We start from the raw sequence: 15,126 nt of genomic DNA, 5'->3' as shown, positions 1-15,126 counted from the left end.
TCAACCTTTCAACAGACGCTCCGTTTGTGGATGCGGATGTCCAAGTTGGCACAATAGAGACATGAGCCCCGAATCAAAACCCTCGCCCCTCGATTATGTCGAGGCGGTTCATCAGCTCGCTGCGCTAGTCCCGCCGGGAGCGGTACTTAGCTACGGTGACGTTGCAGAACTCCTGGGGGTCGGAGGAGCCCGGCAAGCTGGCAAAGCAATGGGAAGTTCACCAGCGTGGACGCCCTGGTGGCGCATTCTTCGAGCCGACGGCACACTGACTGCGGCGCTTGCCGAAAGAGGTAACGAGGCGTGGTCGCTGGAAAACACTCCACGCCGCGGACAACGTGTGGATATGACTCAAGCGCGTTGGAAACCGATCGATGCCGAATGGGAACAAATCGATTCGCTCAAAGCGGCGTTGCAACTGGGTTACTTGTCCGAGGCGAATGATCAACTATGAACATGGAAGATATGATCGGCTCGGCACCACTAGATGCGTCTTCATTGATTGAGCAGCTTGCAATAGTAGCGAAACCTACGCTGGTGACTGGGGCTCCAGGAACCGGGAAAACCACAGCTCTGCTAGACATCGCCGTAGCTCATCTAGATGCCGGCTTGGATCCGCTTCAGCTGTTGATTATTGCGCCAACTCGCCTGACCGCGGCTGGCATTCGAGACGATCTCAGCCGCCGGGCCGATCAGACCTTTACCGAGCCGGTCGTGCGAACCTGGTCCGCATACGCGTTTGATCTAATCCGCAGGGCACGCCTTGAAGGTCTGTTGCCGAACTTGGAACGGGCGCCTCGGCTCCTATCAGGTCCAGAACAAGATACGCTCATCGGCAACCTGCTCGATGGACACCAGAAGGGATTGACCGCTGGCCCTGGTTGGCCTGAGGACCTAGGACTAGCGATCGAAACTCGCGGGTTCAGAAAAGAACTACGTGAATTCTTTGACCGGGTTTCTGAGCTTGGGCTTGATCCGGTAGATATTGCGGAGCTAGGGGAGCAGGCCAATCGCGCCGAATGGCTGTCCGCGGCACGCTTTTATCAGGAATATCGTGACTTACTCGACCTAGGCAGCGCCGAAGCTTTTGACCCAGCAGGTCTGATGACCCGTGCCGCCCAATTATTTGAACAGCATCCAGATTTCCTGGCCGAAGAGCACGGAAAGCTGCAGCTGATCCTGGTGGACGATCTTCAAGAAGCGACGTTGTCGCAGCACCGGCTATTAAAGTTAATTGCCCGTGACCGCCCGCTTGTAGCCTTTGCGGCGCCAGATAATGTCGTCCAAGGATTCCGTGGTGCACGCGCCGACGAGTTGAGTCGTTTCGCCCAAAACTACAGCAGCAGCGATGAGGTCCAACTTTTCGAATTGAATACCAGCTTCCGCATGGCACCGACCATCATGGACGCATGGAAGCGTGTTGTACGGCGAATACCTCTCGCAGCAGGCTTACGCGGACGAAATCTGCAAGCCTCAACGGAAACCGAACCTGGACAAGTTCTCGCGCTGTGCTTTGAAAACTCCACGTTGGAAGAACGCTATATTGCCCAACGCATAGTCCAGATGGATCTCTATGAGGGATTTCCGCTCTCCGACATTGCCATCGTGGTTCGAAACGGATCGCAGGTGCGCTCTTTCAGCCGGTTCCTCGAAGGCCAAGGGATCGCGGTACAGGTCCCGCCGGCCGAAATTCCTTTGAAAGATGAGGGAGCGGTTCGGCCCTTGCTGGATCTGGTTCAGCTGGCCCTGGCAGACGGGGTGAGTGATGATCCGCTGCTGATGCAGAACCTGCTGCTCTCGCGCTACGGAATGAGTACCGCTTTAGAAATTCGGCGATTGCGGCAACTGTTGCGCCAACGTGAAAGCTCGTTAGGCGGGCGGCGGTCCAGCCAAGAGCTCCTCGAAGCGTGTCTTCATGAACCGAAACTGACCCATGATTTGGGGCCGGTAGCATTTGGTTTGGAGCGATTGCTAAGTATGTTCGGCGCGTTGCGCGCAGAGCTTGCTACCGGACAGGCAACGCCTGAGACCGCGCTGTGGGCGTTGTGGGAAGCTTCGGGCCGAGCCAATGCCTGGCGCAAAGAGGCTCTGGGAACTGGGAATACCGCCCGTCGTGCCGATCACGACTTGGACGCGGTTCTTTCGCTATTCCAAGCAGCCGAACGCTTTGTGGATCAGTTGCCCGGCGCCAGCGTGGAGCTTTTCATCGATCACATCCTGCATCAGGACCTGCCGATGGACTCCCTTGCCTCGCGGGCTACCGGTACGCAAATGGTCACGGTGCTGACCACTGCGGCCGCCGCGGGTAAGCATTGGCCAGTCGTGTTCATCCCCGGACTGCAAGAAGGTAGTTGGCCCAACTTGCGATTGCGTGGCGAGCTGTTAGGTTCAAACGCCCTGGCCGATGCGGTCGAACATGGAATATCTTTCTTGACCACGCGCACGCCGACACATCTGGTGCGCGGAATCCGCAATGACGAAATGCGAAGCTTCAGCAACGCTGTTTCGCGCGCCTCGCGGATACTGATTTGCACGGCGGTGGACAACGAGGATTCTCAACCCTCGTCGTTTTTGGACCTAGTCGATCCAAACGGAGGTGAACAACGTGAAATCACGCCGGTTCCCAGAATTCGGGCGCTTTCCACATTAGTAGCCGAATTGCGTTCTATGGCCGAGCGCGCCAAGGCTGCGCAGCTCGGCGCGGTACCAGGTCCCGAGAACGTATCAGCCGACGAAATTTACCACGACGCCATCACCGTCCTAGGGCAGCTAGCCGTCAACGAATATCCAGTTCGTGGCGCTCAACCAGAGAGCTGGTGGGGATTGAAACCGCTAAGCACCAGCGCCCCGGTGGTTCCCACAGATCAACCGCTGCGCGTGTCACCTTCAAAGGTCGAGACTCTGGTTAAATCGCCTCTGAACTGGTTTGTGCAAAGCGCCGGAGGTGAAGCGGCACATGACTTCGCAGCTTCCTTAGGTACCTTGATTCATTCAATCGCTGAAGAACACCCAGAAGCTAGCGGGAGCGAATACTCAAAAATACTGGAGCAACGTTGGCCAGAACTGGAAAAGCTTCCGAACTGGGAGGGGCAACGTGACTTTGACAGGGCAGAGGAAATGCTCAAAAAACTCGCGCAGTACAGTATCGCAATGCGCACCTCAGGGCGCGCCTTGCTAGCGAGAGAACTGTCCTTCCAAGTTGACGTTCCGCAAGAAGGCAAGAATATTCAACTTCGCGGAGTGATCGATCGAGTGGAAGCCGACGAGCACGGCAAGGCCACGGTGGTAGATCTAAAAACTGGCGGCAAAGCGCCAACTCTCAAAGACACCGAAACCCACCCGCAGTTGGCTGTATACCAAACAGCCGTGCAGCTCGGTGCATTGCAGCAGCATGAAGAAACTTCCGCACTTTCCACCGAACCAGCCGGAGCCTCCCTGGTGTACGTAGGCACGCCAACAAAGTCGGCAACACTGCGAGATCAGCCGGCTCTCGGCGAAGAAACTTGGGCACGAGAGCTGATTCTCGAAGCGGCGGAGCTGATGGGCGAGAGCGAATTCACCACCCGGCACACTGTTGGCTCCGAAGGCCTTCGAGGATCATGCACACTGCCCGAAATCTGCCCATTGTGCGAGCAAGGACGACAGGTCACCGAACCATGAGCAACATTCGATTCACTCCACAAGAACTTTCCGAAGCCCTAGGGGAGCAGTTCCCGCCAACCGGGCAGCAGGCCGAGATCATCTCCGCGCCCTTAGAGCCTATGCTGGTCATCGCTGGGGCCGGCTCTGGTAAGACGAAGACCATGGCGGACAAGGTGGTATGGCTCGTCGCGAACGGGTTGGTTCGCCCGGAAGAAATCCTCGGCGTGACTTTCACTCGTAAGGCAGCTGGCGAACTGTCCATCCGCATCCGGGCAAAGATCGCGCAGTTAGTAGCCACGGGGCTGCTCAGCGAAGAAGACACCAGAGACTTCCTCGATCCGGCGGTTTCCACCTACCACTCATACGCCAATACTTTGGTCCAGGACTACGGACTTCGTCTGGGGATCGAAGAAGACACGGTATTGCTCGGTGCCGCGCAGTCCTGGCAACTGGCCCATCAGGTCCTGGAGAATTATACCGGAAACTACGAGCATCTTGGCTCGGCGACCAGCACGCTGATCGATGCGATCGTCTCGTTTAGCTCCGAGTCTTCAGAGCATCTGGTTTCTCCGCCACAAGCTCAACAGTGGCTCGACAGCCTCATTCAAGAAGTCTCTGCGTTCCCGATGCAGGCAGACAAGGAAAAGAAGCGTACCGTTGGCGCTCAGAACATGATTGATCGGCTCGCATCCCGCGCCACAATCGCCGAGCTGGCCCAAGAATATGCCCTGTCCAAGAACAAGCTCGGTGTGATGGATTACGGTGATCTGGTGTCCCACGCGGCGCATATCGCGCAAGAAGTTCCAGCCGCAGCGCTCGCCGAGCGCACCAGTCACAAGGTGGTGTTGCTTGATGAATTCCAAGACACTTCACATGCGCAGATGGTGCTGTTCTCACAACTCTATGGCGAAGGCCACCCGGTGACTGCGGTGGGAGATCCGAACCAATCCATCTATGGATTCCGCGGTGCCAGCGCCGGGCAGCTGTTCCGTTTTCCGCAAGAATTTCCAATTGTGCACGATTCGAGCAGAGAAGTCGCCCACGTCAAACACCTCACGGTGGCTTGGCGAAACACCGTGAATGTCTTGGAAGCGGCAAACCATATCACCGCAGGTGGGCAGGAGCCGGCGATTGGACCGGTCTCCGTCAAGCCTCTTGAACCCTCAGCCTTTGCGCAATCGGGTCGGGTGGTGCTCAATCGCTGCGAGACTGTCCGTGAGGAAGCCATCAGGATCGCCGATCTCATTGTTGCCGAAAATCGCAAAAGCGATGGTGCCGAACATAAGACCAGCGCGGTGCTCAGCCGCAACCGGGCAAACCTTTCAGTGATGGGCGAGGTACTTGGCGAACGGGGCATCCCATATCAGCTGGTAGGGCTTTCCGGACTGCTGAGTACGCCGGAATTAACCGACCTCGTGTCCTGTTTGCACGTGCTGGTGGATCCGTTGCGCTCGGACAAGCTCATGCGATTGCTTGCCGGTGCCAGGTGGCGCATAGGCGCCGCCGACCTCGCAGCATTCGCGGATTGGTCGCGTTCACTGGCCCGGCGCCGGGAGCGTGGGCTGAAACCGGGAGAAGACTCCACCGAACCTCTCACGCAAAACCAAAGCACAGAGGAAGCGGCCCGTGCAGAGCTCAACGACGCGGCAAGCCTGATCGAGGCACTGGATTATCTTCCTCCGGCTGGGTGGACCAGCTCCGACGGTCGGCGTTTGTCGACTACCGGCTTCGAACGGCTTGAAGCTCTGCGATCCGAGCTGAGGCAATTGCGCTTGATCGCCAATGATGATTTGGAATCGTTGATCCGTGAAGTCGAACGCGCCATGAACCTGGACATCGAAGTGGCTGCCAGACCTTGGATTGCCTCGGACAAATATCGGGTGAACTTGGATGCTTTCGCCGATGTGGTGCGCGAGTATTGCCGCAATGCGCCGCGGGTGGAACTGGCAGGTTTCCTCATGTGGCTTGAACAGGCCGCGGAAAAGGAAAAGGGGCTTCCGCTGCCCTCTGAGGATGCGGATCCATTGGCGGTTCAACTGCTGACTATTCACGCCTCAAAGGGGCTCGAATGGGACATCGTCGCGGTGATGTCTTTGAACGAGGGGGTCTTCCCGGGAGCTAAATCCGATCGTTGGACCAGTGGCGACAAGGCGCTGCCTTGGCCATTGCGCGGAGACGCCGGCGACTTGCCACAGTGGGATACCGACCAGCCAGCGCTGAAGGAATTACTCGAAGCCGAATCGATCTTCAAGGATCGGGTAGACGACCACCATATTGCCGAAGAGCGCCGTCTCGCCTACGTGGCGGTCACCCGGGCTAAATCATTGTTGATCTGCTCAAGCAGCATCTGGTCTGGCTCGCGTTCCAAACCTTGCGAACCTTCGGTCTTCATGAATGCCTTGCTACCACTGGCCGAAGGGAAGAAACCCCGCGCCGAAATTGGAGTGTGGGTCGAAAACGATCAGGGGCCAGAGGAAAATCCTGTGCGTTCCCAACCAATGGAGGCGCGCTGGCCGTATGACCCCCTTGATGGACCGGTGATCACCGGAGCAGTGCAAAAGTCACCACACCCATATTCTCGTCGCGAGGTGCTCAGCACGCTTGCCGAAGATGTGGTTGCGGTCGACACAGGTGACCACATGCTGACCAGCTTCGGTGAACATTGGAAGGAAGAGGCAGACAGGCTGCTGGCGCAACGCGAGTTCCTCAACAACCGCGAACGTGTCATCGCGGCCCCCGAACATGTGCGTGCCTCACTATTTGTCGAGCTTGCCGAAGACCCTGTGGAAGTGCTGGAGAATCTGCGCCGCCCCGTTCCGCGCCGTCCCGGCCTGGCCGCTCGTAGAGGGACCGCATTCCACGCCTGGATCGAGGAATTCTACGAGCAGACACAGATGCTTGACTTGGGCGAGATTGTGGAGCCGGCTGACAGATATATTGACGATGTGCTGGATCTGGAATCGATGAAGGAAGCATTCCTGGCCAGCGAATGGGCCGAACGTCAACCAGCATATGTTGAGGTGCCGTTGGAAACTCGTGTGGGGCCAGTGGCCGTCCGCGGTCGCATCGATGCCGTTTTCCAACTTGAAGATGGCACCTGGTTGATGCTCGACTGGAAAACCGGCAAGGTGCCCAGCGGGAAAGATCTGAAGAGCAAGTTGGTCCAGCTCGCGGTTTACCGACTTGGATGGTCACGCTTGCATGGGATTCCCCTGGAACAGATCCAAGCCGCGTTCTATTACGTTGGCGCCGGCATTACGATCCACGCAGAATATCTGGCTTCAGAAGAAGAACTTGAAGCTATGATTGCGAACGCGTTCGAAAACCTGTCGGAGCAAGCCGCAACGGAACCTACGAAGTAGTTTCGTCCTTGGAGTCGGTGCCTTTCGCGGGCACCGACTCGTTTGGCTTCGCCTCGTGTGAAGAATTATTGTCTGAGTCGGCCGTCGCTGAATCATCCGACAAAGTAGTGCCTGCCACAGCTATGTCATTTGTGCGCTGAGCCGAGTCGGACTGTTCACTAGCTGCAGTGGGTATGGCAGACACAGCAGGCGGCTTGGCAGGGCTGCCAACCGGTGCGGGATCCGCTGCGACCTCATCTTCGGCCGAAAGCTGCGTGACCTTTGAAGAATTAATTGCCGCAGCGCTAGCCTTCGGCGCTACGTCTGGTTTCGCAACCGGAGCGGATACCGGAGCAGCAAGTGGCCGCGGAGCCTCGACCACGGACAGCGGCTGCCCACCGTACTCGGCTATATTCGTATCCAGTTCCCGCAGCATTTCTTCGGCGTCCGCGATGCGTTCAGTGTCTTTGCTGTCCAAAGACTTGACCAACCACTGGGCGAGCGCGAATTCCGCAGCGAGTGCGGCACGGCGCATGATGTGCGGATCTGCTGAATTGCCGCGCGCCTCCACATAGGCGGTGAACACTCGTTCGCTAAAGCTCTGGTCATCAATGGCGGAGAGCCATGCAAAGTCATCGGCAGGGTCACCCACATGCAAATCGGTCCAGCCCTTGACTGCGGTAATGCTTGAGTGTGAAACCTGGAGCTGTTCTTCATCAAAGTCGCCGTGGACCACGGTTGCATTAAAGCGCCACAGTGACACGTCTTCCATGGCGTGTTCCCAACGGCGCAGCAAGCCACTAGGCACTCGGCCAGTCGCTGCGGCGGTGTCCAGCTCATTGAGCTTGCGCTGGCGGACCTCATCAGCGGTGTATGTCGGCAATCCGGCGACTTCCACCGAATCATCGGGAATCTGGTGGATTGCCGCCATGCACTGGCCTAGAGCCACCGCAAGCTTGCTTCCCTCTTCGACTAGTTCCTCGAGGGTGGGAACTCTGCCGGGAAGGTCCTTGTACACGAAAGTGCGCAAGGGTCCTTGGCGCACTGTACCGGCGACAGATGGCAGAGCGAACGGGAGCGCGGCTCTGACCTTGGCCGAAAAAGCGCGCAGGGCCGAAAGCTCGGCTTCCAGACGCATACTTGCCTCGTCGTGGCGTGGGGAGCGGACGCGCCAGCGATGTTTTTGCGCATCAACGATGAGTGCCGAATCGAAATCTTCTGCATCATCGGACAATGCAGCGAACCTTACCGGGGTCAATCCCGGCACGGCGGCGGTGGCAATTGCGGCGAGTTCCATGGCAGAGCGTTTCACATCCTCCACCGTATGCGAGATCCGCCGTTTCTTTCGTTAATGACGCACTGAAGATCGCTTGTTTCGACGCATATGAGTGCAGATGCGATTTAGATCATTCGCAATTGTTTTCACCGTGAAGCCAAACCAAGCCAGTGCTCAGCGAATTGCACTAGGTTAGGAGTATGGCGTTGGCAGAAAAATATCGAGCACCACTTACCTCATTGAGCTTTGCGCAGTCCGTGTACGAGCGTCCGGTCACCGAGCATGATCAGCCTGACCTGTTACCAAAGGTTCTGGCGGACCCTCAAAGCCGAGTCATGATGCTTTCCGAGCTTGGTGCAGCGATCAACGGTGAATCGTTGTTATTGATCCCGGGTCCGGACTACCGGGCGTCCGAACAGGAACAATTCGTTTACCTTGGTCGTGATAAGCAGCACTTATTTGTTCTGGCCATGGTCGACGCCGTGGCGCTTGGCGAAGCAGAAAAATTCACTTGGGCCACGTTGCGCGAAGCTTTTAATATTCTCGATGCAGCGCAAGCGGAGTTGTTTGTTGAAGCCCAGGCGATTGCCAATTGGAGGCGGAACGAAGTGTTCTGCCCTCGATGCGGTTCCGAACTTCGACCCTCAACTTCCGGCTGGGTGCAGCGCTGTGTGAGTAATGGCCACGAGTTGTTCCCACGCACCGATCCGGCGGTTATCGCCGCCATCATCGATTCCGAAGATCGCTTACTGCTCGGGGCCAACAGCACCTTTAAATCCACGATGTACTCGGTTCTAGCGGGTTTCGTTGAGGCCGGGGAATCTCTTGAATCTGCGGTGCGTCGAGAAATCTTTGAGGAATCGGGCGTACTTGTAGGCGACGTTGCCTACCGTGGGTCCCAGCCGTGGCCGATGCCACGATCGCTGATGCTTGGTTTCACCGGTGAAGCGCTGAGCACGCAGCTGGTACCGGACGGCGCGGAGATACTTGACCTCCGTTGGTTTACGCGCGAACAGCTGCGCTCCGAATTGAGCGCCGGCACCCTAGAGGTTCCGCGAAGTATTTCCATCGCACACGCACTGATCCGTAGCTGGTACGGAGAAGCCCTCCCGGAGGCCCCAAGCAAGTGACCGAGCAAGAAAATATTCCGGCCCTGGATCTTTTGGCAGGGCTTGATGCCGAACAGCGGCTCGCTGCGGAAACCCTGAGCGGCCCAATATCCATCCTTGCAGGTGCCGGGACCGGCAAAACCCGAGCGATCACGCACCGCATAGCCCACGGCGTGCATACCGGGGTCTACAACCCGACCAGCGTGCTTGCCTTGACCTTCACGACCCGTGCTGCCTCAGAGATGCGCACACGGCTTCGCCTGCTTGGGGCACCCGGGGTCCAAACGCGGACCTTCCACGCCGCAGCCCTGCGACAGCTGCAGTACTTCTGGCCGCAGTCAGTCGGCGGGACGTTGCCAAACTTGGTGGAGCATAAGGCGCCGCTCATTGCAGAATCCGCGCGCCGCCTCCGTATTTCGAGCGACCGCGCCATGGTGCGCGATTTAGCGTCCGAAATCGAATGGGCCAAGGTGTCGATGCATTCACCCGAAAGCTACGCCAAAGTCGCTTCCACCAGAGATCTACCGAACGGCTTGGAACCGGTGAGCATGGCGCGCATCTTCCAAACCTATGAAGAACTCAAAGACGACCGCAGCGTGATCGACTTCGAAGATGTTTTGCTGCTCACCAGCGCAATTCTTGAAGAAGACGAGAAAGTCGCCGCGAACGTCAGGTCCCAGTATCGACATTTCGTGGTGGATGAGTACCAGGACGTTTCGCCGTTGCAACAACGTCTACTCGACCTGTGGCTCGGTGGCCGCGACGAATTATGCGTGGTGGGCGATGCTTCCCAGACCATCTATTCGTTCACCGGCGCCCGGCCTGATTACCTGCTGAACTTCGGAACGCGATTCCCCAATGCAACCGTCGTCAAACTCGTGCGTGATTACCGTTCCACACCCGAAGTGGTGAATTTGGCCAATAAGGTGTTGTCCACGCGCCGAATCGAAATGTCGATGCCTGATCCGACTGTCATTTGGCCAGAGCCCCTAGAGCTCATTGCCCAGCGCGACCACGGACCAAGTCCAGAATTTTTCGAAGCTGCCGACGATGAACAGGAAGCGGATGAAGTTGCGCAACGGATCAAGGCACTGGTCAAAGACGGACAAGACGTCTCTGAAATAGCAGTGCTGTATCGCACCAACGGGCAGTCGCAGGCCTTCGAACAATCGCTCACGGCACACGGAATTTCTTACGTCATGCGCGGTGCCGAACGCTTTTTCTCAAGGCGTGAAGTCAAAGAGGGAATGCTTGCACTACGCGCTGCACTAAACGTTGCAGCAGATTTATCGGTACCTCAATTGGTGCGTGACGTTCTCTCATCACATGGGTATGCGCCGGAGGCACCCACCGGCAGCACCGGTGCGGTGCGCCAACGGTGGGAATCTCTATCAGCGCTCGTGCGCCTGGCCGATGATCTGGTTTCGAGCAAAGGCGACCAAGGACACGAAGTGACATTGCGAGATGTCGTGCGCGAGCTTGAAGAACGCGCGTCGACACAGCATGCACCGACTTTAGATGGTGTCACGCTCGCATCCTTCCACGCAGCGAAGGGCCTTGAATGGGACGTCGTATTCTTGGCGGGCCTCAGCGAAGGGCTCGTGCCGATCACCTATGCCAAGGACCAGGCTGGTTACGATGAAGAACGTCGACTGCTCTACGTGGGCATTACACGTGCACGGACACGCCTCTACCTTTCGTGGTCGTTAGCTCGGACCCCGGGTGGTCGCGCGCATCGCTACCCTTCAAGGTTCTTGGATGGAATCAAATCTGTGCGTCAGGCCAGCAGCCGGCAACAAGCACCAGTTCGCCGTAAGCAGCAGAAAGTCACTCCATCGGTTTGCGCCGGTTGTGGATCATTTTTGACTACTGCGAAAGAGCGGAAACTCAAACGATGTTCCTCCTGTCCCGCTGCATATGACGAAGCTCTATTCGAGAACCTGCGTATTTGGCGAGCTTCGGTGGCCCAGAGCAATTCGATTCCCGCGTTCGTGATTTTCACCGACGCGACGCTCATGGCAATCTCGGAGCACCGACCGAATTCGGTTCAAGGGCTGGCTAAAATCTCTGGAGTGGGGCGTAGCAAGCTTGAACGCTACGGCGAGGCTGTGCTGGCGGTTTTGGCGGAGTACCAAGGCTAGTTATCGACAGTTTGCGTGGAATGAAAATTCGGTTCACGTAGGTGGATCTATGGTGAATTCATTACCGAGAAACCAGCGCAAACTTGTGAAGGATAGAAGTGGAGGCACCCGATGCCGGCATACCCTCAGACCGTTGATTTTATCGCGGCGGATGACATCCCGGTCCGTATCGTACGTTCTAGCAAACGAAAAAAGACCATCTCCTCGCAATGGCGCGAGGACCGGTTAGTTGTCCAAGTGCCCGCAGCACTCAATGAAAGCACAGAACGCGCATTCGTAGACGAGATGCTCAAAAAATACCGTCAACGTAAGAGCCGTCAATCAGCGGCGACTAGCGAAGAATCGTTGATGGATCGGGCCACCTATTTGGACCTAAAATATCTGGACGGGCTTGCTAGTCCTGTGTCAGTGCGTTGGGTCAATAATCAGAATAAGCGTTGGGGTTCTGCCACCCCCTATCAGCGAACTATTCGTCTTTCCGCCAAACTGAAGTATGCCCCGAGCTGGGTGCAAGACTATGTTTTAGTCCACGAGCTAGTGCACCTGGTAACGCCGGGCCAAGGACACGGAAAACGGTTCCAGGACCTGCTGGATCGGTTCGAAAGACGAGCCGAGGCAGATCAGTTCCTGGCAGGATTCAGCGCGGGGTACCGCGCACATGCCAAAGACAATGGACAAGCCGATTTTGAGACTGGCGGATTCGACGATCTAGATGACGAGTGACCGGTGAAGTTTGCGCGTCTGCTCAAATGAAAAGTGGGGGTCTCAGCAGCTCAAGCTGCTGGGACCCCCACTTTCATTAGAACTTTTTGTTAGTTCTTCGGACCTTCTGGATCAGAATCCTCAGAGTTTTCATCATCAGGTTCAGAATTATCGAACCCGCCATCGAGCAATTTGCCGAGGGCAGCGTCGAACTCGTCGTATTCCGACGCGGCCGACTCTCTGCGCTTGGTAAAGCCCGCCGGATCGCTTAGATCCTCGGCCGTAGGCATCAAATCAGGATGGTCCCAAATAGCGTCTCGGCCCTCGGTCCCGCGTTCCTCATGGAGGTGCTCCCATAGGGCGGCAGCCTCACGCAACTTGCGTGGACGCAATTCCAATCCGACCAGTGAAGCAAACGCTGATTCCGCAGGTCCACCGGAGGCGCGACGACGACGCATGGTTTCGCGAAGGTGGGCCGCGAATGGCAAGTTAGCCGCCGCGAGTGACACGACATGGTCAACCCAGCCCTCGATCAGCGCTAGCGTCAGTTCGAGATTTTCAAGTGCCTTTTCCTGCTGGCCTGTTCGCTCGGGCGTAAACAGTCCTTCGCCGAGAAGTTCCTGCAGATTCTCTGGGTTGGACGGATCGATGCCGCGAACTGCTTCTTCGACGCGGGACATATCGATGTGAATACCACGCGAATAGGATTCGACCGCTCCGATGAGCTTTGAAGAAAGCCATGGAACCCGGTTGAATAAGCGTGTGTGGGCGTGCTCGCGCAGAATCACGTAGAGCAGCACTTCTTGCTCGGGGATTTCCAAACCTTCGCCAAAGTTGGCGACGTTGGTAGCGACCAGGCCGGGCGTCGTTCCAGCAAGCGGCAGCCCGATATCGGTGCCACCAAGTACATCCTTGGCTAGTCCGCCTAGGGCTGTCCCCAGCTGCATCCCGAACATGCTGGAACCGAGATTCTGGAACATCGAATCGGAGTTGCCGAGCATGCCCTTCATCTCTTCAGGGATTTGGTCTTTCATCGCACTGGTGATTGCACGGGTTACGGATTCGGCTACCGGTTCGGTGACTTTCTTCCAAACACCCAAGGTTTTGTCATACCAGCGTTTGCGCGTCCATACCTCGGTAGCCTCACCATTGGACTCAAATGCCGTGGCGTTGTTGAGCCATAGGTCCGCCAGATACGAAGCGTCGACAATTGCGCTTTTTCGCTTTTCAGAAACTTCGGGGTCATCACCGGCATACGCCTGAAGCGCGGTATCCGAAGCGAGCTTCCAATTTACCGGCCCCCCAGAAGTATTGTTCTGCATCATTGCCGACATCATCGCCTGTGCCTGCTGCATCATTTGCTGCATTGCAGCGGGGTCTTGGGAACCCATTGCGTCGCGAAGCTGAGGTGGGAGATCTTTGGGGTCGAAACCGGCACCGAAGAGCTGCGAGAACATCGCTGACATTGGATCCTGCGGATTGTTTTCGTCGTCGTCACCGTCGGGTCGGTTATTCGGAGGGTTCTGTGCCATGTCATTAAAAGTACCCTCTACGGCTGAGAGTTCATATCGATGCAAGCATGAGTTCGCTTTCGGCACATCGAATACTCCTTATAGCTGATGAACTTCTGCATAGGCCTTCAGTAGTCTAGAGGGGGTGGCGTTTGTGAAAGCGCCTCTGAAATTTTTTTGAGCGGCGGGAGCAAGGTCAGTGCACGAACAGGAACCATCATCCACGAAGGGCGTTACCCCGACTTCGGATACGCAAGTTTCTGGTTCCAAGCCCGTGAAAACCACGATTGCAGGAACACTAGCTCTGCTCTTGGTCGGTTTGATCCTCTTTTTGCCCACCAACTTTGTGGTGCGCACACCCGGGCCAGTGCTGAATACGCTGGGGGAGTACGACGGCAAGGAACTCATCACAATCGACGGTGCCGAGAGCTTTCAGTCCAGCAGTGTTCTGGACATGACCACGATTTACGTTCAAGGTGGTGGGCAAAATCGGGTCTCAACCCCGGTGATTCTCGAAGCACTATTCAATCCGAACAAAGATATTGTTCCGGAAGAAACCATGATTCCGCGTGGCGTCACTAGTGAGGAACGCGGCGCGGCCAACGATTCGATGATGGTCTCTTCACAAGAATTGTCGATTGCAGCAGCCATGAATGAGCTGGGGCACGAATATTCCACTTGGTTGGAAGTCGCCGATTATTCCACGGATACCAATAGAGATTCGTTAAAGCCGGGGGATAGGTTGCTGAGCTTCGAAGGGAAACCAGTCTCTAACCTGGAAGACTTGAAAGCCGAACTAAATGAGCGTGGCGATCAGCCAAGTGCGATGACGGTTCGCAGGTCCTCCGCCGAGGGTGCGCCGAAGGAAACTGACGTCACCGTCACGACTGCCGCCAACGAGGAGGGGTCGCGACAGCTCGGGGTTTACTTGAGCACCGCCTTTGATTTCCCGATAGATGTGAAATTTGGCGTAGAAGAAATAGGCGGTCCGAGCGCTGGCATGATGTTCGCATTGGCCATCATTGATCGGTTAACCGAGGGGTCGCTGGCGGGAGAACATCACATCGCCGGGACCGGAGAAATTACCGCCGACGGCAAAGTGGGGCCCATCGGAGGGATTGCCCAAAAGATGGTCGCCGCAAAGGCAGATGGTGCGACGGTCTTCCTAGCCCCATCAGAAAACTGCTCAGATGTTCGGGGACGAGTACCGAACGGTCTAAATGTCGTCAAGGTGGAGACCCTCCACGAGGCACGGCAGGCGCTAATAAAAATTGAGCAAGGCACAGACCCGACCACGTTGGAATCCTGCTCATAGATCCTCTCGACACCGGTCATACAACTTGGTGTCTGAAGCTTAGTAAGTACAGTGATAGATAAACGAGTTCTGGCGTTAGAAAAGGCGTGCGG

The 15,126-nt window shown here is 56.7% G+C and carries 9 protein-coding genes; 7 read left to right on the top strand and 2 right to left on the bottom strand.

What is annotated here, in order from left to right; all coding sequences use genetic code 11:
- Window positions 1-61 precede the first annotated feature (61 nt).
- Genes LG294_RS11520 through LG294_RS11510 form a run of 3 tightly spaced genes read left to right on the top strand, consistent with a single transcriptional unit; the run spans window position 62 to window position 7,001 of the window.
- Window positions 62-451 (top strand): MGMT family protein, encoded by a 390-nt coding sequence (locus tag LG294_RS11520; protein ID WP_404285834.1) that lies wholly within the window; start codon window positions 62-64, stop codon window positions 449-451.
- Window positions 448-3,657, top strand: a complete 3,210-nt coding sequence (locus tag LG294_RS11515; RefSeq protein ID WP_404285832.1) for an ATP-dependent helicase — start codon at window positions 448-450, stop codon at window positions 3,655-3,657. Before LG294_RS11520 ends, LG294_RS11515 begins: the two co-directional genes overlap by 4 nt.
- On the top strand, window positions 3,654-7,001 hold the full coding sequence (locus tag LG294_RS11510; RefSeq protein WP_404285830.1) for an ATP-dependent helicase: 3,348 nt from the start codon (window positions 3,654-3,656) through the stop codon (window positions 6,999-7,001). The genes LG294_RS11515 and LG294_RS11510 overlap by 4 nt, the downstream gene beginning before the upstream one ends.
- Here the strand turns inward: LG294_RS11510 and LG294_RS11505 are convergent.
- Window positions 6,991-8,292, bottom strand: a complete 1,302-nt coding sequence (locus LG294_RS11505; protein WP_404285828.1) for a phosphotransferase — start codon at window positions 8,290-8,292, stop codon at window positions 6,991-6,993. The two genes, LG294_RS11510 and LG294_RS11505, sit on opposite strands and share 11 nt — an antisense overlap.
- 164 nt (window positions 8,293-8,456) lie before the next feature.
- Here LG294_RS11505 and nudC point away from each other — a divergent pair, with 164 nt between their 5' ends.
- The 3 genes from nudC to LG294_RS11490 all read left to right on the top strand — a co-directional run bounded on the left by nudC (window position 8,457) and on the right by LG294_RS11490 (window position 12,229).
- Entirely contained in the window at window positions 8,457-9,386 is a 930-nt protein-coding gene (gene nudC, locus LG294_RS11500) for an NAD(+) diphosphatase (RefSeq protein ID WP_404285826.1), read from the top strand.
- Window positions 9,383-11,506, top strand: a complete 2,124-nt coding sequence (locus LG294_RS11495) for an ATP-dependent DNA helicase UvrD2 (RefSeq protein ID WP_404285824.1) — start codon at window positions 9,383-9,385, stop codon at window positions 11,504-11,506. The genes nudC and LG294_RS11495 overlap by 4 nt, the downstream gene beginning before the upstream one ends.
- A gap of 111 nt (window positions 11,507-11,617) precedes the next feature.
- The gene (locus LG294_RS11490) at window positions 11,618-12,229 is read left to right on the top strand and encodes a SprT-like domain-containing protein (RefSeq protein ID WP_404285822.1); all 612 of its coding nucleotides are present in this window, start codon (window positions 11,618-11,620) and stop codon (window positions 12,227-12,229) included.
- A gap of 89 nt (window positions 12,230-12,318) precedes the next feature.
- Here LG294_RS11490 and LG294_RS11485 read toward each other — a convergent pair whose 3' ends face one another.
- Window positions 12,319-13,740, bottom strand: a complete 1,422-nt coding sequence (locus tag LG294_RS11485; RefSeq protein WP_404285820.1) for a zinc-dependent metalloprotease — start codon at window positions 13,738-13,740, stop codon at window positions 12,319-12,321.
- 253 nt (window positions 13,741-13,993) lie between these two features.
- Here LG294_RS11485 and LG294_RS11480 point away from each other — a divergent pair, with 253 nt between their 5' ends.
- The gene (locus tag LG294_RS11480; protein ID WP_404285818.1) at window positions 13,994-15,034 is read left to right on the top strand and encodes a PDZ domain-containing protein; all 1,041 of its coding nucleotides are present in this window, start codon (window positions 13,994-13,996) and stop codon (window positions 15,032-15,034) included.
- Window positions 15,035-15,126: the final 92 nt, after the last annotated feature.

The sequence above is a fragment of the Glutamicibacter arilaitensis genome (genome assembly GCF_044793945.1).
Lineage (GTDB): Bacteria > Actinomycetota > Actinomycetes > Actinomycetales > Micrococcaceae > Glutamicibacter > Glutamicibacter arilaitensis_B.
This window is presented reverse-complemented; position numbering and strand designations above follow the sequence as displayed.